Here is a 20,350-nt window from a genome sequence, read left to right on the forward strand (position 1 = left end):
GTCGTGACCCCCACCGTGGCCGAGTCCGAGCCGTGCTCGCTCCGGGAGCGGAAGAAGCAGCAGACCCGGCAGGCCATCCACGACGCCGCGCTCCGGCTCGTGGCGGACTCCGGCCTCGGTGGGGTCACCGTCGAGCAGATCTGCGCGGCGGCACACGTCTCCCCGCGGACCTTCTTCAACTACTTCCCGTCGAAGGCGGACGCGGCGCTCGGGTTCCCGCCGAACACCGTGCCCGCCGCGGTCCGGACGCGGTTCCTGGCGTCGTCCGGCGCCCTCGTGTCCGACGTCTGCGCCCTGGTCGCGCACACGGTCGCCCTGCCGCAGGACCGGCACCGCGCCCGTGACCTCGTCGAGCGGCACCCCGAGGTGATGCCGACGATGCTCGACTGGATGGCCGCGACCCGGCGTGCCGTGATCCGGGTCGCCGCCGAGCGCACCGACGAGCAGACCGCCCGCACGGCGGTGACGCTCGTGATGGGCGCGCTCATCGAGCTGGCGCAGCGCACCACCGTGGCCGACGGGGACGAGCTCACCGCGGTGCTGCGGGGCGTCGTCGGCGAGATGGGGGCGCTGGCGCGGGCCTGACGCGCGGGGGCGCGGGGGGCGCGGGGGGCGCGGGGGGCGCGAGCTTCAGCGCGGGATCACGCTGAACAGGAACTTCTTCCGCACCATGTACCAGGCCAGCAGGATCAGCAGCGAGTGGGTGACGAAGCCGATCCACCCGTTGCTCCAGTCGACCCCCGGGATCGACGCGATGGCCAGTGCGAAGAACACCTGCCAGACGAAGACGTAGAGACTCGCCTGCCCGATCGGGATCCACAGCCACCCGATCGCCGCCGCGATCGGCTTCCAGAACACGGTGAGGATCGCGTAGGACACGATCGCGAAGAACGCGATGTCGACCAGGCGCCCCCACTGCAGGTCCACCCGCTGGTACGCCGTGTTGTACAGGTCGTCGTACATCGACGCCGGGAACGGCACAGGCGTGAAGCCGAAGTGGTTCGCGGCCCAGACGTAGACCAGGAACGCCGCGTAGCCGCAGATGCCGACGCCGACGCCGATCAGCACCTTCCCGAGGCGTCCGGTCAACGCACGCACGATCTGCCGGCGGTAGTAGCCGAGGACCAGGCCGTGCGTGAACACGACCTGCCAGGTGAGGAGCGGGAACACCGACTCGAACTGGGAGTTCAGCGGCCGGAACTCCGGGTGGAGCGCCTGGAAGACGTAGAGGGCCCAGCTGCCGATGAGCACCGCCCACCAGAACCCGCGCCGGATCACCCAGAGCAGCGGCGGGATGAACAGGCTCAGCACCACGAAGAGGCCCATGATGTTGAACGGCCACGGCCCCATCTCGAGCAGCAGGAACTGCCGGATGGCGTACCAGGGCGGCGGGTACGCGAGCAGCTGCATGGCGTTCGGGTACAGGTCGTAGACGCGTCCCTCGGCGCCGACGCCGCCGGTCCCGGTCCCCCGGTCCGTGAACGTCGTGATCGCGTCGGTGTTCAGGAACGGCAGGAAGCTCAGCGCGAAGACGACCGCGATCACCACCAGCGTGACGAGGTACTGCTTCCGCGCGCGCTTCCAGGCGCCGACCGCGGCCACCCACTCGCCGAACTTCTTGATCGCGAGCGGGTAGGTCATGCCGAGGACCATGCCGGAGAGGAACACGAACATCTCCGCGCCGGTGATCGCCCCGACCGCGTGCAGCGTGATGTACGAGTACGGACCACCGATCTCGATGTGGGTGATCACCACCGCCAGGATGATGAACCCGCGGAACAGGTCGAGCCGCAGGTCGCGCCCGGGCTTGCCGTCGTCGGGGTACCGCCAGCTCGGCAGGAGTCGGCCGAACAGCCCGCTCAGCAGGAACACGATCGCGAGCCCCACCGCCAACCAGACGATTCACGCCATCTGGTCGCCGCCGGTGTCGAGCTGCTGGTTCGTCGCCGCGTTGCCGTCCTGCGGCGTGACCCGTTCGGTGACGGGGCCGAACACGAACCGGTCGGTGCCCTGCAGGTCGGTGCGGAAGGAGCCCGCGATCCCCGGCACCGCGGTGTCCCGCCAGTCGGCCACGCGGTTGCCGGCCTCGGGTTCGCGCCGGTTCGTCTCGAGGAAGGTCACACCGCGGATGAGCGGGCGGTCCTCGATCGCGCTGAAGACCTGCCGCCACCACCCCTGCTTGACCGCGAGCTCCGTCGCGCCCCGGAGCGAGTGGTCGTACAGCGCACCGGTGTCCAGGAGCATCGGCCGGTCGTGTCCCACGGCGAAGCGGTCGTAGAAGTCGCTCTGCTGCTGGGCGTCGTAGCCCCAGGCCTCGTCGAACCGGGCTGCGACCTCGCCCGACACGGGGACGTCGTTCGTCGTCAGCGGGACGTCCCGACCGGCCGCCTGGGTCGCCTTCCCCTTGCCGAAGAAGAACATCGACATGCCGACCCAGTCGACGGACGAGTCGCCCGGCCAGTAGGGCTGGTACGGATCGTCGGCGGCGGTGAGCTGGCCGTCCCCGTTGGTGTCGAGCTTCGCGGTGTCCGTCGCTGACAGGTCCGCCAGGCGCCCGGCGGACTCGCCGAACGGGTACCCGGCGCCGTACGACGGGGACCAGACCATCAGTGCGTCCGACGTCCCGCCGTGCACCGCGGTCGCGAGCGCGCGGAACGCCCGCACGTACTGCGTCGGCTGCTGCCCCCAGCGCACCCACGTGCCGTTCGTCTGCGGTGCGAAGCGGACGAGCACCTGCGTGTCGTACTGGTCGTGCACTTCCTCGAACAGCGTGTTCGCGTGCCGGGCGTCCGCGGCGGTCAGCGACCGGAGCGCGGCGTCGGGCTCCAAGCTGACGACGAGGGTCGCGCCCTGGGCGGCCGCGGCCCGGGTGGAGCGCAGCAGCTGCCGTTCCGCGCTCGCGTCGACGGGGTAGTCGATCTCCACCGCGTAGCTCGAGGGCGTCGCGCCGAGCCGCCCTTCGTACCCGTCGGGGGCGTCCGATCCCCAGTCGAGGTCCGGCCCGAACCAGGTCTTCCCCGAGGACGGCGACAGCGACGCCGCCTGCGCCGGGATGGCTCCCCCGAGCAGGAGCACGCCGACCGTGACCAGGATCGCCACGACACGGACGAGCGTCCGCCTCACCGTGTGCACACCAGGGTCCAGACGTTGTGCCCGTGTTCGTGCCGGTGTTCGAGGCGGTCCAGCGCGGCGATGGCGAGTGCGAGCCCGCGGCCGCTCTCGGCGTCGAGGTCGGCCATCGTGACGGCGCTGAGGTCGATGTCGACCGGCAGCCCGTTGTCACGGAGCTCCGCGGTGAACTCGTGGTCGGTGGCGGTGAGCTCCACGGAGTATCGGCGTCCCTGCTGTTGGTCGGCGCGAGCGGTGTGCTCGACGATGTTCGCGGCGATCTCGGCGAGCGCGGTCTCGAGCGCGAAGCGGTGCGCCATGTCGTCGACGCCGAGGCCGGCCCACCACGCGCCGAAGCGGTCCTGCACGGTGTCGAGGCTCTCCGGCACGGCGGGCACGTCGAAGGACGCGACGTCGAAGGCCGTCACAGCGGACCACCGGCCGTGCTCGACTCGTGCTCGGACTGCACGCCGGTCCCCGGGCCGCGGTACAGCACCGCGCGGATCACGATGCTGAAGATGAACAGGTCGAAGACGACCCACGCGGTGTTCACGAGCGGCGCGATGCCCGACGCCTGTCCGGCGAGGTACCGGATCCCGATCAGGATCAGCGCGGCGACGAGCGCGGCCATCGCGATCAGCTGGGGCCGGACGAGGTCCCAGCGCGGCTTCTGCTCGGACTCGTCGCGGACCTTCGGGGTGACGCGGAACCCGAGGGGCTTGCCGCGGAACACGTTCTCGAACGCGCTCGTCACGCTCTCGATCCACACCGGGAAGAGCGCGAGGGAGTACTGCTGCCCGCGCCACGTGGGTCTACCGGCCGCGACCACCCAGAACAACAGCTGGTTGAGCACCAGGAACGGGATGAGCCGGGCGAAGAAGTCCACGCTGTAGGCCTGGACGGGGACGACCCCGAACGACAGGCAGAGCACCGGCGCCGCGATGTAGACGATGGCCGCGAAGCCGGACAGGTAGCTCCACATCGTGGAGAAGTACATCAGGCGCTGTCCGAACGACAGGCCCTTCTGCACGAGCGGGTTCTCGCGGAAGAACACCTGCATGGTGCCCTGCGCCCAGCGGAGCCGCTGTACGAGCATCGTCGGCAGGTCTTCGGGGGCGAGGCCCTTCGCCAGGATCTCGTCGTGGTAGGCCGACTTCCAGCCGAGGCCGTGCAGGCGCATCGCGGTCGCCATGTCCTCGGTCACCGAGATCGTCGCCAGGGGCATGATCGCCTGGGCCTCGTCGCCGCGGTTCACGTCGACGGCGCGGGCGAGCACGGCGATCGCCTCGATCGCCGCGACCGGCGACGCGTTCCGCTGCCCGAGGACGTCGAGTGCGGCGTCGTCGAGCCCGGCGAACGTGTTGGCGTCCGTCGACATCGCGGCGAGTTCCTGCAGGTCGTTCCGCACCGACTCGAGGTCGGCCGCGGCGAACCGGAACGCGATCGCGTCGATGCCCCGCTGGAACTCGTACGTGACGTCACCGAGCGGTTCGCTGCCGGCCATCTGGTCGCGGGCGCGGTCCACCACCGCTTCGGCGTCGTCGAGGGCGCGCAGCACGCGCGGGTCCGTCTCGGTCTCGCGGGCGCGGGACAGGAGCTTTCGGGAGGTCTTGATCGTGCGCTGGACGGACGCCTCGACTTCGCGGACGTAGCGGGAGATGCCGAGCTGCATCAGGGCTTCTCGCCGGAGGATGGCGTTCGACCCGCAGAAGAACGCCGCGTTCCAGCCGTCCTTGGACTGCTGGATCGGGCCGTAGAACAGCGGCGCCTGGCTGCCGAGGAGGTCGGCGTCGGGCACGTTCTCGAACCACTGCGGTGTCTGGACGAGCGCCATCCGCGGGTCCTTGAAGTACCCGAGCGTGCGGTCCAGGATCGCCGGGTCGGGGACCTGGTCGGCGTCCAGGATGAGCAGGAACTCGCCCTGGGTCGCCATCAGCGCGTTGTTGAGGTTGCCCGCCTTGGCGTGCCGCGGCCGGTCGATCCAGTCCTGCCCGCGGGTGATCACGCCGAGCCCGAGGCGCTCGGCAGCGTCGCGCATCTCCGGCCGGTTGCCGTCGTCGAGGATCCACGTGCTGTGCGGGTACGTGATCGCCTTCGCCGCGTGCGCGGTGCGCATCACGAGGTCGACCGGCTCGTTGTACGTGGTGATGAACACGTCCACGGTGACGTCGGTGCTCGGGGTCGTCGGTGGTTCGCCGCGTTCCCGGAGCTTCCAGGCACCGAACGCGAACAGCAGCGAGTCGATCACGCTGTACGTCTCGGCGAGGATCAGCGGCACCGCGATCCACCACGAGTGCCAGTTCACCGAGGCGACCCAGCGCCATGCGACGTAGTTGATGCCGGCGAGCGACGCCAGCACCGCAACGGTCCGGACGGTCACCAGGCGGCGGCGCGCCGTGCTCTGCGTGAGGCGCCGGCGGTCCTGCCGGCTGAGGTCGAGCGCCGTCACCGTCGGGCTCCCGAGCCGACGACGGCCGTCGTGGTGCGCTGCAACGTGTCTCCTGATCGCGGCGTGGTGGTTGGTCACGCCCTGTCCGTCGGGTCGGACTCGGCGTAGGGACCTGTCTACCCCAGACCCGCTCCGTCTGTCAGCCCGCCGCCCCGATCTGGGGATGGACGTCGACGGAGAAGCCGATGTCCGCCGCCAGCCGCTCCACCACGAGGTCGAAGTACGCCGCGTGGTCGGAGACCGACCCCACGTAGTGCCCGAACAGCTCGAACGACACCGTCCCGAACACGGCCGTCCAGGCCATCAGCGTGCGCATCACGGCCTCGGCGGGCGCGTCCTTCGCGATCCCCCGCGACCGGATGTACGCGGCCGCACCGTCGACCACCGACCCGACCGGCCGGGGAGCCGGGCTGACCGTGGGCGGTGGGAGGGGCCTCCCGGCCATGGCGTCGACCACGATCCGGACCAGCACCATCGTCGCGCGCGTGGCGGGCTCGATCGTCTCCTGCGGGGCCGCGTAGCCGGGGACGGGACTGCCGTAGAGCAGCGCGAAGTCGCCGGGGTGCGCGACGGACCAGTCGCGGACCGCGCGGCACGCGGCGAGCCAGCGTGCGCCGACGTCCTGCCGGTTGTGCGCGGCGTCGGCACGTTCGACGGCGTCTCCGAGTTCGTCGTAGTCCTGCACGAGGAGCGCGGTCAGCAGGTCGTCCCGGCTCGGGAAGTACCGGTAGAGCGCGGAGGACACCATCCCGACGTCCCGGGCGACGGCCCGGAGGCTGAGCTGCGCGGGCCCCTCGTCGGTCAGCCGTGCCCGTGCGGCAGCCAAGATGCGTCCCCGGATCGTCTCGCGAGCCAGGTCTCGTGCGGTCGGTGGCCGGTCTGTCATCCCTCCACCCTGGCACGCGAGAGCACTGCACACAACCGAGAGCACTGCTCTTGCGGTGGGCGGCACCGCGTGTCATGCTCATCGAACAGAGAGCACTGCTCTCGCGATTCTCGGACGGAAGGACTCCCCATGTCGGACCACCTGGTCATCGGCGCCGGCCCCGTCGGCCGGCACGTCGCCGCACTCCTCGCCGAGCGTGGCGAGCACGTCACGGTCGCCACCCGCTCGGGTCGTGACACCGGCCTGGAGGGCGTTGGTCACGTCGCCCTGGACGCTGCGGACCCCGAGGCACTCACCCGGGCGATCGAGGGTGCGGCCGCCCTCTACAACTGCGCCAACCCGGGCGACTACACGCAGTGGGAGCGGACCTGGCCGCCGCTCGCCGCCTCCCTGCTCACCGCGGCCGAGCGGACCGGCGCGGTGTACGCGATCACCGGGAACCTCTACCCGTACGGCCCCGTCGACGGCCCGATGCGCGAGGACCTGCCCGACGCGGCGACCGACCACAAGGGGATCCTCCGGGCGCGGCTGTGGCGGGATGCCCTCGACGCCCACCGCGCCGGCCGGGTCCGCGCCGTCGAGGTCCGGGCATCGGACTACGTCGGACCCGGCATCGGCGCGAACGGCCACATCACCCGTGTGCTGCCCGGTGCCCTCGCGGGGAAGACCGCGTGGATGATCGGCCGCACCGACCTGCCGCACACCTTCACGGACGTGCTCGACGTCGCGCGGACCCTCGTCGCCGCCGCCGACGACGAGTCCGCGCACGGACGCCTCTGGAACGTCCCCTCGAACCCGCCGAGGTCGCAGGTCGAGGCGCTCACCGACGTGCTCGCCGCAGCCGGGAAGCCGCCCGTGACCGTGCGGCGGCTGCCCGGTGGAGCACTACGTGCGCTCGGGTTGGTCTCGCCGATGATGCGGGAGATCGCCGACATGCGGTACCAGTGGACGGCGCCGTACGTGCTCGACGACACCGCGGCCCGGGCGCACTTCGGCATCGAGCCGACCCCGTGGGACGAGGTGTGCCGCCGCACCGCCGCCGGGGTCGCCGCGTCAGGTCGCGCGTAGGACGTCGCTCCGCGCGTTGGCAGTCGTTTCGCGCGTCGGCAGTCGTTCCGCGCGTAGGACGTCGTTTCGCGCGTAGGCAGTCGTTCCGCGCGTAGGACGTCGTTTCGCGCGTAGGCAGTCGTTCCTTTCGACCCCCTCCGCACGTTTCGACCACCCAGCGCGGGTGCGGTGGGTGAGAACGCAACCCACTGACAGACGGGAGGCCCGGTGCCAGCTGGCACCGGGCCTCCCGTCCGTGTCGTCCTGGGTCAGTAGCGCGGCTTGCGCACCGGACGCTCGTCGCGGTCCTCGCGCGGGCCACGGCGGTAGCCGCCACCGCGGCGGTCCGGCTGGATCTCGATGAGACGACCGCTGATGCGGGTGTCGCGGAGCTTGTCGAGCACGTCGCCCGGCATGTCCGACGGCAGCTCGACGATGGAGAAGTCCGGCTGGATGCGGATCGCACCGAAGTCGTCGCGACGCAGCCCGCCCTCGTTCGCGAGCGCCCCGACGATCTGGCGCGGCTCGACGCGGTGACGACGACCGACCTCGATCCGGTACGGGGTCATCGGCACCGAGCGGCGACGACGGTCGCCACCGTCGGCCTCGCGCTCGCGGCCCTTGCGGTCGTCGCGACGCTGGTCGCGCTCGACCTGGCGGCGGAGGGCGTCCTCGGCCGGGTCGAGGAGCAGCGGGGTGTCCCCCTGCGCGACGACGGCGAGGGCTGCCGCGACGTCCTGCTCGGGGACGTCGTGGTGCTCGACGTAGTGGGCGATGATGTCGCGAAACGCCTCGATGCGCTCACGCGACTCGAGTGCGGCGGTGATGGCGTCGTCGAAGCGCGTCAGGCGGGTGACGTTGACGTCCTCGACCGAGGGCAGCGTCATCTCGGTGAGGGGCTGGCGCGTGGCCTTCTCGATCGCGACGAGGAGACGACGCTCACGCGGGGTGACGAAGCTGATCGCCGCACCGCTGCGGCCGGCACGACCGGTGCGGCCGATGCGGTGCACGTAGGACTCGGTGTCGACCGGGATGTCGAAGTTCACGACGTGCGTGATGCGGTCGACGTCGAGGCCTCGGGCGGCGACGTCGGTCGCGACCAGGATGTCGAGCTTGCCCGACTTCAGCTGGTTCACGGTGCGCTCGCGCTGGGCCTGGGCCACGTCACCGCTGATGGCGGCTGCGGCGTACCCGCGGGCGCGGAGCTTCTCGGCCAGGGTCTCGGTCTCGCTCTTGGTGCGGACGAAGATGATCAGACCCTCGAAGTCCTCCACCTCCAGGATGCGGGTGAGCGCGTCGACCTTCTGCGCGTACGACACGATGAGGTAGCGCTGCGTCGTGTTGGCGGACGTGGTCGTCTTCGCCTTGACCGTGATCTCGGCCGGGTCGTTGAGGTACTGCTTCGAGATGCGGCGGATCTGCGCGGGCATCGTCGCCGAGAAGAGCGCGACCTGCTTGGTGTCCGGGGTCTCGGCGAGGATCGTCTCGACGTCCTCCGCGAAGCCCATCTTGAGCATCTCGTCGGCTTCGTCGAGGACCAGGTACTTCAGCTCGGACAGGTCGAGCGTGCCCTTCGCGATGTGGTCCATGATGCGACCAGGGGTGCCCACGACGACGTCGACGCCGCGGCGGAGCGCGGAGAGCTGCACGCCGTACGCCTGCCCGCCGTAGACCGGGAGGACGTGCACGCCGCGCATGTGCGAGGCGTACTGCTCGAACGCTTCGCACACCTGCAGGGCGAGCTCGCGGGTCGGGGAGAGCACGAGGGCCTGGGGCAGCTTGCTGCCGGCTTCCATGCGGGACAGGACGGGCAGCGCGAACGCGGCGGTCTTGCCGGTACCGGTCTGCGCGAGACCGACGACGTCACGCCCTTCGAGCAGGGTCGGGATGGTCGCGGCCTGGATCGCGGAGGGGGTCTCGTACCCGATCTCCTTGACGGCCTTGAGGACGGGCTCGCTGAGCCCCAGGTCGGCGAACGTCACCACGGGCCCCTCGTCGATGGGCTCGGTGGTGCTGTTCGTGTCGGAACTCATCCTGGTACGGTACCCGGTCCCCGGCGCAGAGCACGACCAAACGATGCGCAAGAACACGGCCTGCATAGGATTCGGGCGTGGACTCCAAAGCTGCCTCGGTCATCCGGATCCTCCGCGCGGAGATCATCGACGGCACGCTCCCCGGCGGCACCCGCCTGAAGGAGGACACCATCGGTGCCCGGTTCGACGTCTCCCGGGTGCCGGTCCGCGAGGCGCTCCGGCAGCTCGAGACCGAGGGGTTCGTGGTCTCCGAGAAGTACAAGGGCGTGACCGTCGCGTCGACCTCCACCGCGGTCGTCGTCGAGCTCATGCAGATCCGCCGCGGGCTCGAGACGCTCGCCGCCGGCCTGGCCGCCCGACGACGCGGGGGCGACCAGGCCGCCGGGTTGCAGGCCGTCGTCGCACGCGGCCGGTCAGAGGGCGAGGCCGGGCACTTCGCCGAGCTCCCGCCGCTGATCTTCGAGTTCCACCGGCTCGTGGCCAGGGCATCGGGGAACGCACGACTCGAGCAGATGATCGAGCGGCTCCTCGAACAGACCGCGTGGGGCTTCGAGCAGGAGATCGAGGACCGGGTGACCTCCAGCTGGACCGACCACGGCGCCGTCGCGGCCGCGATCCTGGCCGGATCGCCGATGCAGGCGCGCCTGCTGATGGACGAGCACATCGAGAAGGACGAGGCGATCTACCGCCGGTCCTTCCCTGGCTAGGAACGTATACAAAGATGCCGCGGTCTGAAACGATGGCCCCCGAAGTCAGCGGTACTTCGGGAACGGAATCGAGACCTTACATGCGCGAAACCAGCCGGAAACAGGTTTTCGTATACAAAAGTCATGACCTCGTGAATCCAGTCCCATCGGACTCACCCCGCGAACCCATCCGTGGAGTTACCCATGACTGCCGTAACCCGCACCACCGCCCCGACCGCCACCGTCCCGCCGTCCGGATCGCGTACCGTCGCCTCCTCGCTCGACCGGATCGGCTTCACCCGAGCCCAGTTCTGGATCTTGATGCTGATCCTCGCCGGGGAGTTCTTCGACACCCTCGAGCAGAACTCCGTCGGCGCGATGGCCACCAACATCAAGGCCTCGCTGCAGATCGGAGACGTCCAGCTCACCACGATCAACACCGCGACCGTCCTCGGCGGTCTGGTCGGTCGGTTCGTCGCCGGCTGGCTCGCCGACCGCTACGGACGCCGTTTCTCGCTCAGCCTGAACCTGCTCGTCTACACGCTGGGCGGACTGCTCAGCGCGATCTCGTTCAACTACGACATGCTCCTCGTGAGCCGCTTCATCGTCGGCATCGGCATCGGCGGCGAGTTCATGATCGGCATCGCGATGCTGTCCGAGATGGTGGCCACGCGCTTCCGCGGCGGTCTCATCGCGACGATCAACGTGGGTGCCGGCGGCGTGGGCAACTTCATCTCCTACGGACTCTTCCTGCTGCTCCTCGGCCCGCTCGCCCCGGCGCTCGGCGGCGACCACCACGTGTGGCGCTGGACGTTCGTCATCCTCGCGGTCCCCGCCCTGTTCGTCGTCCTCTACCGTCGCCGCCTGCCGGAGACCCCGCGCTTCCTGCTCTCGAAGGGCCGCGTCGCCGAGGCGAACCGGTCCCTCGCGATCCTCGCGTCGAACTCGCTGCGACCCACCGACGCGAAGCCCCCGGTGGAGCTGACCGAGGCGGACCTGCCGCCGGAGCAGCTGCACTCCTCCCCCGCCGCGGTCTTCCACCGCTCGGTCCTCCGTCGCACGATCTCGATCGGCGTCGCGTCCTGGATGGCGTTCGGGTCGCAGGTCACACTGAACTTCCTGATGCCGACGCTGCTCGTCGAGCGCGGCTACTCGGTGTCGCAGAGCCTGCTCTACACGATGATCATGAACATCGGTTCGCTCCTCGGAGCCACGACCGCGGCGCTCATCGCCAACCGCGTCGGGCGGCGGAGCGCCGTCACCGCTGCCGGTGTCCTCGGCTGTCTGACGGCCCTGGCGTTCGCGGCGTTCGGCAACAGCACTGCCGCGATCCTCGTGCTCGGTGCGCTCTTCCAGTACTTCACGATGGTGACGAACACCACGCTCGCAGCCTGGACCGCCGAGGTCTACCCGACGTCGATCCGTGCCTCGGGTGCGAGCATCGTGAACGGCATCGGCAACATCGCCGGCGCGGTGATGCCCTTCCTCGCGATCGCCCTCTACGGCTCGTTCGCCTTTGCCGGTGTCTTCGGCCTGGCGGCACTGATGTACGCGATCCTCGTGTTCGCGGCCCGCTTCGCACCGGAGACCCGCGGACGCTCGCTCGAGGACGTCAACGAGCTCGCCCTGTCCCGCTGAGCGCGTGGGCGTCGGCACTCCCGGTGCCCGCACTCCCGGCACCACCAGCACCCGTACCAGCACCAGCACCAGCACCGACCCCATGGAGGAACTCATGGACACCCTCACCGTCTCCGCGACCGCGAACGGCCTCAACTACCTCCCCGAGTACGTGGCGGACGTCTCCGGCATCTTCGCCGAGCACGGCCTGTCCGTGACCGCGAAGGCCTGCGACCCGTGGACCGGCGTCCTCGACGACCTCGAGTCCGGCGAGGCCGACCTCGCTCTCGGTGGCCTCTGGGTCCCCGCGATGTACGCCGGTTCGCCCCGTGCGCTGAGCGTCGTCGGGCAGCTGAACCACAAGTTCCCGATGACCATCGTCGCGCGGAACGCGACCGGGCCGGTCGGGCTGGACTGGCTCGCCGGCAAGGTGGCACTGGCACCCGGCGCGGGCGGCAGCGCTCCGTACGAGTACACGGCCGGACTGATCCGCGAGGCCGGACTCGACCCGGCGGCCACGCGCTGGGTCCGCGACCTCTCGACCGCGATGCTCATCGAGCTCTACCGCGCCGGACTCGGCGACGCGATCGTGCTCGACCTCGTCTCGGCCATGGAGCTCGAGGCCGCCGGTGACGGCACCGTCGTCTTCCGCCACCTGGACACGGGCGTGATGCCGAACAGCGTCTACTACACGCGCACCGATCGCGTCGCGGAGCTCGGCGAGAAGATCGAACGATTCGTCGCGGCGATCGACGTCGCCGAGCGGCGCATCACCGCAGGTGCAGCCGGTGCCGACATCGAGCAGGTCCTCGCCGCGCGCTGGCCCGACAAGGACCACGACCTCCTCCGTTCCGCGGCGCAGCAGATGGCGGACGGCGGCGTCTGGGACAGTGTCACGATCGACCGAGGCGCCTCGGACCGGTGGATGCAGATCCTCGACGAGGGCGGACTGGTGACGCACCGGCCGTCGTTGGAGGAGTTGCTCGGCAGCACCAGCGCCGTCGGTTCCGCCTCGTGACCCTGGTCCTCGGAGCCGACGACGTCCGCCGGCTGCTCCCCGAAGTCGACGCGATCGCTGCGGTCGAGGCCGTGCACGCCGACCTGGGCTCCGGCGCGATGGTGCAGCCCGCCCCCGTCACGCTCGGTGGCACCGACGACGCCCTGTTCCTCCCGATGGCCGTCCGGTCGGACCGGCTCGGCTTCGCGGCGGTGAAGCTGATGGCGGACATCCCCGCGAACGTCGGCACGGCCCTGCCCAGCCAGCGCTCGACGATCCTGGTGTCCTCCGTCTCGACAGGCGAGTGCATCGCGGTCATCGACGGCGCCGGCATCACGCGGGTCCGGACTGCGGCGGCCTCGGCGGTCGCCACCCGGCACCTGGCACGGCCGGACAGTCGGGTCCTCGGCCTGGTCGGCGCGGGCAACCTGGCGATCGAGCACGTCCGCGCGATCAGCGCGGTGAGGCCGATCGAGCAGGTGGTCGTCTGGTCACGCTCGTCATCGACCGTCGAACGGTTCCGCGAACAGCTCGCGGAGGCCGGTGACGGAGCGACGGACGTGGCCGTCGTCGTCGCCGAGGACCCCCACGATGTGGTGGAACGTACGGACGTGCTCTGCACGCTCACCCCGTCCGTCGAGCCGATCGTGCGCGGTGCCTGGCTGCACCGTGGACAGCACGTCAACGCGGTCGGCGCCCGGCCGCGTCCGACGCACCGCGAGCTCGACGCGACCGCGATGGCCAGGGGCACCCTGGTGGTGGACAGCGCGGCGACTGCGCGCGCGAAGTCCGGGGACCTGGTGCTCGCGATCGCCGAGGGCGCACTCCGGACGAACGCGCGACTCGTGGAGCTGGGCGAGGTCGTCGCCGGTCTCGCGAGCGGACGGGCGTCGGAGGACGAGATCACGGTGTTCGACTCGGTCGGGCTCGCGGCGCAGGACCTTGCGGTGGCCGCGGCGGTCATCCAGCTCGCGCAGCGGCACGGGGTGGGCGAAACAGTCCACCTCTCGGCTGCCGCGTCGTCGCTCGCCCCGGTGCCCTGAGGTCCGGCGTCCCGAGGTCCGGCGTCCCGAGGTTCAGGCCGTCCGGCGCTCGCTCCGCACGCGCAGGCGCCGGGTGGGGGCGTTCCGGAGCGTCTCGGCGGGGAACTCCCCGAAGCGCTGTGCGTAGGCCGCGGAGAACCGTCCCATGTGCCGGAACCCCCAGTCGCGGGCGACGCCGCCGACCGTCACCACACCGGGGTCGGCGAGCTGGAGGACGACCCGCACGCGGTCCAGTCGCATGTCCTGGACGAAGGCCATCGGCGATCGACCGGCCTCCTGCAGGAACGCACTCTGCAGCGTCCGTGCGCTGACGTCCGCGGCGCCGCAGAGGTCGGAAAGGGTCACTGGTCCGCCGCAGTGCGCCGCTGCCCAGGAGCGCGCCGCCTCCAGGGTCCGTCGCGCAGCGCGACCACCGACCGACGGCTCGCCGACCGACGGCTCGCCGGCCTGCGCGGTGCCGAAGACGGCGAGGACGGACTCGGCGAGCTCCACCTGGAGCGACGACCGGACCACGGCGGAGTCGTCGCCCGAGACCGCGGCCGACGCCACGGCGGCGATCGCGGCGCGGAGGCCGGGCAGTCCGTCGGATCGCGGACGCCGGTTCAGCGTCGGCACGTCGCCGACGTCGGGTTCCACGAGTCGGCCGACGGCACGGAGGAAGGCCAGGTCGATCCGCACGAGGTGGTGCACGCCGGCGGGAGCGGAGAACGAGAACGGTCGGGCCACCGGGAACGTCTCGGGGACCCCGGGCAGCGTCACGTCACCCTCGGCCCCGGTCCCGATGCGGGCACCGCCCGTCGCCGTCCACCCGAACACCAGCCCGTCGCCCGGGTCCACGACGCCGTGGCGTTCGGTCGACACGGCGGCGTTCAGCAGTTCGACGTGCAGGTCGCGGATCGAGCGGTGCCGCAGGCGGAACGCGGTGTCCGTCCCGAACCCGATGCACTGCGCGTGGTAGCGGTCCTCGTACAGCCGGGTCGCGATGGCGCGGTCGTTCGTGGCCCGGTCCGCAACCCGGTGCTCGACGACGTGTGGTCCGTCGCCGACGCGCGTCAACACGACGAGGCGGACGCCCGTGGTCCGCACACGTGCTCGACGTCACGGTCCTGCCAGGCTCCCACCTCGGGGCCCTGACCATCGACGAATCCGTGCATGACAACCCCTCCTCGCGCTGAACGGCCCCGCACCACGCACACCTCCGCGAGACGATTCCAGTATCGCTCGGACGGATTGCGCAAGAGCAGGGGTTGACAAACCGAGATCGGTACGCTGGCGTCATGAGTGACGAGGACGTGTCACCTCCGGCGCCGGACGTCGTACAGCCGGGTTCGGCGGCGCCCACCGCACGGCTCTCGCGCAACGTGCGCGAGGCGCTGCGGTTCCTGCACGAGCACGCACAGGAGCGCATCTCGGTGCCCGATGTCGCAGCGGCCGTCCACCTGTCCCCCCGCGGCCTGCAGAAGGCGTTCCAGCGCGAGGTCGGGGTCACCCCGGGCCGGTACCTCCGCGCGCTCCGGCTCGACGGCGTGCGGCGGGAGCTGCAGTCCGCGCGACCCACTGACCACAGCACCGTCGCCGAGATCGCGCAGCGTTGGCACTTCAGCAACGCCGGGCGGATGGCGGCGGAGTACCGCTCCGTGTACGGCAGCGCCCCGTCCGCCGCACTGCGCTACTTCGAACCCGACGACGAGCCACGTGACCGGGTCGCGGCCATCGGGGAGCCGGGCAGCACCCGGCGGCGCTTCCGCCTGGTCCTCGACTGCGAGATCGACGTCGAGGATCCAGGAGCCCTGCTCGCGAGCGCCCACCGCCGTTCCGAACGGAGTGGCGACGCGTGGCAGGGGTACCGGCCGGACGGCGGGACCGAGGACCTCGTCGCCTTCCTGCTCAACGACGCCGTCCGCGGCGCCGTCCGTGACGCCGACGGGCTCCGGCTGCTCGCGCTGAACCCGCTGCTGCGGGTACCCGAGGCCGACGGCTCCTACGCCGCGGCGGAGCTCCCGCCGTGGACGGCCGTCCTGAGCCCACCGGGCAGTCCACGGATGGGCCCGCGGGTAGCATCGGAACCGGACCAGGAGGACGCTGATGGATGACGCAGTCGATCGTGCACTCCGCGCGATCCGGTCGACCGAGATCGCGGACGACGACCTCAGTGAGCCGTTCCAGCGCGCGGTCCCCGTGGGCGGCGTCTCCGTGTCCTCGTTCGGGTCCATCGTGGCGAGCGAGACGATCTCGGCGACCGACGACACGGCCTTCCGCGTCGACGAGATCCAGTTCGACCTCGCCGAGGGACCGTGCTGGACGGCGCTCCGGCACCGCGCCCCCGTGCTCGAGGGCGACATCGTCGGCAACCCGAACCGCGAGTGGCCGGCGTTCAACGACGCCGTCCGCGCGGAATCGGTCCGCGCGGTGTTCGCGTTCCCGATCGTCTTCGGCCCGTTCCCCCTCGGCGCGGTCGACATCTACGCGCCGCGCCCCACCGAACTCCGCGGCGCACAGGTCGAGGCGGCCGCGGCCCTCGCCGACGCACTGGGCCGACGGGTACTCCGTCGCGCGATCCGCAGCGCCCAGGACGAGGACGAAGCACTCGTCGACCAGAACCCGTTCTCCCGTCGTGTCGTGCACCAGGCCACCGGGGTCGTCCTCGCGCAGCTCGACGTCACCCCCGAGGACGCCTACCTGCTCATCCAGGGGCACGCGTTCGCCCGCCGCACACCCATGCGGCAGGTCGCCGAGGAGATCCTCGCCGGGACCGTCCGGTTCGAGAAGCACGGGGACCTGATCGAGGAGGTCCGATGACCGCTGCCGAACGAGAAGCACGGATCGTGGAGACCTTCGCGACGCTCGCCGACACCCTGGTCGACTCGTACGACGTCGTGGAACTCCTGCAGACCCTCGTCGAGACCTGCACCGAGGTCCTCGACATCGACGCCGCCGGCATCATGCTCGCGAACGGGTGGGGTGAGCTCGAGGTGATCGCTTCGACCTCCGAGGCCAGCCGCCTCATCGAGGTGCTCCAGCTCGACGCCGAGGCCGGCCCGTGCATGGAGTCCTTCGCGACCGGCCGGACGATCACCTGCCCGGACATCACGGATGCCCCCGACGAGTGGGCGGCGTTCCAGCGTGGCGCTCTCGCACTCGGGGTCCGCTCGGTCCACGCCGTACCGCTCCGGCTGCGCTCCTCCGTCATCGGCACGCTCAACCTGTTCGGCACGTCCGTCGGCGACCTCGTCGAACCGGACGTCCGCATCGCGCGGGCGCTGGCGGACGTCGCGACGATCGGCATCCTGCACGAGCGGACCCTCCGCGAGCACGAGGTCGTCAGCGCGCAGCTCCAGCGCGCGATCGGTTCGCGCGAGGTCATCGAGCAGGCCAAGGGCGTGGTCTCCCACGTCAAGGGCGTGTCCATCGACGACGCCTTCGGAGTGATCCGTGCGCACGCGACCGCGACCGGCGGGCGACTCTCCGACGTCGCCCGCGCGATCGTGGACCGCACACTCCAGCTCTGATCAGGCGATCGGCCCGTACAGTGGCGTCTCCACCTGGTCGAGTTCCAGCTCGGCCGTCTGCTGGATCAGCGCCAGCAGGTCGGCGTCGAGACCCGGCGCGAACTCCTCCAGCCGCTCCGGGGCGATGAACGAGGGCGCACCCTTCGGCGCCTGCTCTGATGCGTCCAGGTCCGTCCCGTCCCCCGAGGGCGACGCTCCGCGGAAGATCTTCGCCGCCTCCGACGCACCGTCGAGGTCGAAGCTGTACTGCTTGCTCTGCAGGCCGAGGTCGACGAGCTCCTTGACCTCCGGGAACTGCTCGGCGTTCGTCTTCGGGATCGGCAGCAGCGACTTCCACTCGACGCCGAGCGCCTCGAGGGCCTTCGCGTAGGCGTTCTCGTGCGCCTGGTCACGGACGATCAGGTACGCCACGGTCGCCCGCGCCGTCGGGTTGTCCGTCATCTCGTAGATGCGGCACTTCTGCAGCCGGCCGGTCGACTCGAGCATCAGGTTGTAGAGCAGGTCGAGCGGCAGGTTGCCGGAGTTGTAGACGTAGCTGCCGCTCCACGGGTTGCCGGCGGAGTCCACGGGCAGTGCCCCCTGCGCGCCGACGAGGTAGTGGTGGATGTTGCCGGTGTCGAGCGCGATGCGCAGCGGCGTCGCGCCCTTCGCACCCGGCTGGTCGACCGGGTCGGTCACCTTGCCGGTGTATCCCGGTGCGCCGTCGAGCAGGCGGGAGATCGTCGTGCCGATGAGTTCGACGTGGCTGATCTCCTCGGTGCCGACGCCCTGGATGAGGTCCCGGAACGGCTTCGCGGCTGGGCCGCGGAAGTTCATCGCCTGGAAGAGGTACTGCATCATCGTGCGCATCTCGCCGAACTGGCCGCCGAGCCCTTCCTGCAGGGCGTTCGCGGCTGCGGGGTCCGGGTCGCCCGGGGCGATGTCGTTGATCCAGGTCTGTGCGTGGAAGTACATGCTGACTCCTGATCCGTGCGGCGTCGTCACCGCGCGGTGCTCACGCTCCTCGGGGCGGCCTGGGCACGGAGTCGGGTGATCCACGAGGCGCAGCGCGCGCCGCGCGGCGCGCGGCGCAGCGCGCCGTGCAGGTCCGCGGGCGGTGCGCCGTGGCGGCGCGCAACGGAAACCGGCTCGAACCACGGACGTGCGTGGTTCGAGCCGGTTTCGGTTGTGCGGGAGCGTTCCGCACCGCGGCCGGGGCGAGCAGACGGCGGACGGGAGGCTCGGTGCGGGGCCGACCCGGGCCTCCAGGCCGTCAGGGGGTCTGGTCCGCCGCGGTGGCCGGGTCGGTCGTGGCGGTGACTGCGGGTGCGTCGGAGTCAGCTGCGTCGGGTGCGTCGGCTGTAGCCGTGGCTGCGGCGGCCGCGGCCACCGCTGCGGCCGCCAGCCGGTCCGCTCGGCGGAACTCGCCGTTGCGGGCGAGCGCGCCGGCGGCGCCCGCCGCCACCGAGATCGGGCCGAGGATGATGAACCAGTCCGGGAGCGCCACGAGCGGCAGCGCCGCCAGGACGCCGGCGAGCGCCGAGGTCGCCGCGATCTGCAGCAGCCGGGAGCGGACGGGGCGCATCGCACGCCCGAGCAGCATCGTGAACGGGAGTGCCACGATCGCGGCCGCCATCGTCGGCAGGAACGCGACCACGTCGACCATCAGCATCCAGACCACGGTGCCGCCGATCGCGCTCAGCCACGAGCCGAAGGAGGTCTCGACGTCCCAGCCGGACGACGCGCCGGCCCCGACCAGGCCGATGACGACCGTCGCCGGCAGGGTCACGCCGAGCATCCAGCCGAAGGCGCGGATCTCGAGCCACCGGCTGTCCGACCAGGTCCAGGTCGCCGGTGCGGTGGCGCTCATGCCGCGCGCCCGGCGACGATGCCGACGATCTCGGTGACCGCCGTGCGGAACGGCCGGATCCGGAGCAGCGGGAGGGCGAAGCGCAGGACGCCGAGCATCGCGTCGACGAGTCGGTTCGTCCGGCTCTGCCCCGGCGAGGTGTCGTACGTCCAGAACAGCGCGAACAGCAGGTAGCCCGTCCAGAGCGCCGTCGGCAGGTCCTCGGCGAGGTCGGCTGGGAGCTTCTGCCGGGCGCCGGCGACCGCACGGCGGAAGAGGTCGAGCACCAGGTCCCGGGCTTCGGACGACTCGGCGGACAGCGGGTTGATCGGCGAGTCCGGGGCGACCGCGGCGGCGAGGAACTGCGGCGCGATGGCGTGGTAGGTGGCGAGGTTCGTCAGGCCCGAGCGGACCACGATGCCGATCCGGGCGGTGAGGTCGTCGGTGGTGTCGAGCAGGGGCAGCGCGACGGCGCGGTGCTCCTGCTGCACGTCGACGTAGAGCTCCTGGACGAGGTGGTCCTTCGTCGGGAAGTGGTAGTAGGCGTTGCCGACGGAGAGCCCGGCCTCTGCCGCGATCCCGCGCATCGTGGTGGCGTCGTAGCCCTGCTCCCGCAGCGACCGGATCGCCACCGCGCGGATGGCTGCCCGTGTGCGCTCCCGCTTCGGGAGCGGCTTCCCCTCGTTTTCGAACATGTTCAAAAACTACACCCCACCCGGTCCGGTGTCACTAGGGTGGTGCGATGACGAGCGTGCGGGAGTTCCAGGTCACCGTCGACTGCGCCGACCCGCAACGGGTGGCGCGGTTCTGGGCCGACGTGCTCGGGTACACCGTCCAGGAGTCGGGGACGTCGTGCGTCGACCCGAACGGCGTCGGGCCCCGGCTGTACTTCCAGCAGGTGCCGGAGGGCAAGGTCGTGAAGAACCGCGTGCACCTCGACGTGCGGGTCGGGACCGGGCTCGTCGGTGCCGAGCGGCTCGATGCGCTGGAGGCCGAGTGCGCGCGACTGGTCGCGATCGGTGCCACGCGCGTCCGGCTCCTGCCCGCGGACGACGACGAGGAGTCGTGCATCGTGATGCAGGACGTCGAGGGCAACGAGTTCTGCCTGGACTGATCCGTCCGACCACCCTGCTCACCCTGACGAAGG

The 20,350-nt window shown here is 71.0% G+C and carries 20 protein-coding genes; 10 read left to right on the plus strand and 10 right to left on the minus strand.

What is annotated here, in order from left to right; genetic code table 11:
• Positions 1-3: 3 nt before the first annotated feature.
• Positions 4-585: a TetR/AcrR family transcriptional regulator gene (locus EDF27_RS11315; RefSeq protein ID WP_123654268.1), complete on the plus strand. Its 582-nt coding sequence runs from the start codon at positions 4-6 to the stop codon at positions 583-585.
• Between the two features lie 45 nt (positions 586-630).
• Here the strand turns inward: EDF27_RS11315 and opgC are convergent, their stop codons facing one another.
• The 5 genes from opgC to EDF27_RS11340 all read right to left on the minus strand — a co-directional run bounded on the left by opgC (position 631) and on the right by EDF27_RS11340 (position 6,443).
• Positions 631-1,887, minus strand: coding sequence for an OpgC domain-containing protein (gene opgC / locus EDF27_RS11320; protein ID WP_165931454.1), 1,257 nt, complete (start codon positions 1,885-1,887; stop codon positions 631-633).
• A 15-nt stretch (positions 1,888-1,902) separates the two neighbouring features.
• Positions 1,903-3,132 carry a hypothetical protein gene (locus tag EDF27_RS11325; RefSeq protein WP_123654270.1) on the minus strand — a complete coding sequence of 410 codons (1,230 nt, stop codon included), beginning with the start codon at positions 3,130-3,132 and terminating at the stop codon, positions 1,903-1,905.
• On the minus strand, positions 3,120-3,536 hold the full coding sequence (locus EDF27_RS11330; protein ID WP_165931455.1) for an ATP-binding protein: 417 nt from the start codon (positions 3,534-3,536) through the stop codon (positions 3,120-3,122). The genes EDF27_RS11325 and EDF27_RS11330 overlap by 13 nt, the downstream gene beginning before the upstream one ends.
• Complete coding sequence (locus EDF27_RS11335) at positions 3,533-5,488, minus strand: glycosyltransferase (RefSeq protein ID WP_243698328.1); 1,956 nt, start codon at positions 5,486-5,488, stop codon at positions 3,533-3,535. Before EDF27_RS11335 ends, EDF27_RS11330 begins: the two co-directional genes overlap by 4 nt.
• A 208-nt stretch (positions 5,489-5,696) precedes the next feature.
• Entirely contained in the window at positions 5,697-6,443 is a 747-nt protein-coding gene (locus EDF27_RS11340; protein ID WP_123654272.1) for a TetR/AcrR family transcriptional regulator, read from the minus strand.
• A gap of 129 nt (positions 6,444-6,572) precedes the next feature.
• Here EDF27_RS11340 and EDF27_RS11345 point away from each other — a divergent pair, with 129 nt between their 5' ends.
• The gene (locus tag EDF27_RS11345) at positions 6,573-7,511 is read left to right on the plus strand and encodes an NAD-dependent epimerase/dehydratase family protein (RefSeq protein WP_132048853.1); all 939 of its coding nucleotides are present in this window, start codon (positions 6,573-6,575) and stop codon (positions 7,509-7,511) included.
• 248 nt (positions 7,512-7,759) lie between these two features.
• Here the strand turns inward: EDF27_RS11345 and EDF27_RS11350 are convergent, their stop codons facing one another.
• Entirely contained in the window at positions 7,760-9,523 is a 1,764-nt protein-coding gene (locus EDF27_RS11350; protein WP_123654274.1) for a DEAD/DEAH box helicase, read from the minus strand.
• 77 nt (positions 9,524-9,600) lie between these two features.
• Here EDF27_RS11350 and EDF27_RS11355 point away from each other — a divergent pair, with 77 nt between their 5' ends.
• From EDF27_RS11355 to EDF27_RS11370, 4 genes are all read left to right on the plus strand, one after another.
• The gene (locus EDF27_RS11355) at positions 9,601-10,230 is read left to right on the plus strand and encodes a GntR family transcriptional regulator (protein ID WP_123654275.1); all 630 of its coding nucleotides are present in this window, start codon (positions 9,601-9,603) and stop codon (positions 10,228-10,230) included.
• A gap of 183 nt (positions 10,231-10,413) precedes the next feature.
• Positions 10,414-11,847: an MFS transporter gene (locus EDF27_RS11360; protein WP_243698310.1), complete on the plus strand. Its 1,434-nt coding sequence runs from the start codon at positions 10,414-10,416 to the stop codon at positions 11,845-11,847.
• A 94-nt stretch (positions 11,848-11,941) separates the two neighbouring features.
• Complete coding sequence (locus EDF27_RS11365; protein ID WP_165931456.1) at positions 11,942-12,844, plus strand: ABC transporter substrate-binding protein; 903 nt, start codon at positions 11,942-11,944, stop codon at positions 12,842-12,844.
• Positions 12,841-13,866, plus strand: coding sequence for an ornithine cyclodeaminase family protein (locus tag EDF27_RS11370; protein WP_132048855.1), 1,026 nt, complete (start codon positions 12,841-12,843; stop codon positions 13,864-13,866). Before EDF27_RS11365 ends, EDF27_RS11370 begins: the two co-directional genes overlap by 4 nt.
• 33 nt (positions 13,867-13,899) lie before the next feature.
• Here EDF27_RS11370 and EDF27_RS20265 read toward each other — a convergent pair whose 3' ends face one another.
• The gene (locus EDF27_RS20265; protein WP_123654278.1) at positions 13,900-14,952 is read right to left on the minus strand and encodes a helix-turn-helix transcriptional regulator; all 1,053 of its coding nucleotides are present in this window, start codon (positions 14,950-14,952) and stop codon (positions 13,900-13,902) included.
• Between the two features lie 191 nt (positions 14,953-15,143).
• On the opposite strand from EDF27_RS20265, the gene EDF27_RS11380 reads away from it, so the two are divergent.
• The 3 genes from EDF27_RS11380 to EDF27_RS11390 are packed head-to-tail and all read left to right on the plus strand — an operon-like array spanning position 15,144 to position 17,375.
• On the plus strand, positions 15,144-15,959 hold the full coding sequence (locus tag EDF27_RS11380) for an AraC family transcriptional regulator (protein ID WP_123654279.1): 816 nt from the start codon (positions 15,144-15,146) through the stop codon (positions 15,957-15,959).
• Positions 15,952-16,665 (plus strand): GAF and ANTAR domain-containing protein, encoded by a 714-nt coding sequence (locus tag EDF27_RS11385; protein WP_132048857.1) that lies wholly within the window; start codon positions 15,952-15,954, stop codon positions 16,663-16,665. The genes EDF27_RS11380 and EDF27_RS11385 overlap by 8 nt, the downstream gene beginning before the upstream one ends.
• Positions 16,662-17,375, plus strand: coding sequence for a GAF and ANTAR domain-containing protein (locus tag EDF27_RS11390; RefSeq protein ID WP_132048859.1), 714 nt, complete (start codon positions 16,662-16,664; stop codon positions 17,373-17,375). The genes EDF27_RS11385 and EDF27_RS11390 overlap by 4 nt, the downstream gene beginning before the upstream one ends.
• Here the strand turns inward: EDF27_RS11390 and EDF27_RS11395 are convergent, their stop codons facing one another.
• The 3 genes from EDF27_RS11395 to EDF27_RS11405 form a co-directional block, all read right to left on the minus strand.
• On the minus strand, positions 17,376-18,329 hold the full coding sequence (locus tag EDF27_RS11395; RefSeq protein ID WP_132048861.1) for a manganese catalase family protein: 954 nt from the start codon (positions 18,327-18,329) through the stop codon (positions 17,376-17,378).
• A 298-nt stretch (positions 18,330-18,627) separates the two neighbouring features.
• Positions 18,628-19,224 (minus strand): hypothetical protein, encoded by a 597-nt coding sequence (locus tag EDF27_RS11400; protein WP_123654283.1) that lies wholly within the window; start codon positions 19,222-19,224, stop codon positions 18,628-18,630.
• Entirely contained in the window at positions 19,221-19,898 is a 678-nt protein-coding gene (locus EDF27_RS11405) for a TetR family transcriptional regulator (RefSeq protein WP_123654284.1), read from the minus strand. Before EDF27_RS11405 ends, EDF27_RS11400 begins: the two co-directional genes overlap by 4 nt.
• Positions 19,899-19,945: 47 nt before the next feature.
• Here EDF27_RS11405 and EDF27_RS11410 point away from each other — a divergent pair, with 47 nt between their 5' ends.
• The gene (locus EDF27_RS11410) at positions 19,946-20,317 is read left to right on the plus strand and encodes a VOC family protein (RefSeq protein WP_123654285.1); all 372 of its coding nucleotides are present in this window, start codon (positions 19,946-19,948) and stop codon (positions 20,315-20,317) included.
• Positions 20,318-20,350: the final 33 nt, after the last annotated feature.

This window comes from Curtobacterium sp. PhB136 (genome assembly GCF_004346855.1).
GTDB lineage: Bacteria > Actinomycetota > Actinomycetes > Actinomycetales > Microbacteriaceae > Curtobacterium.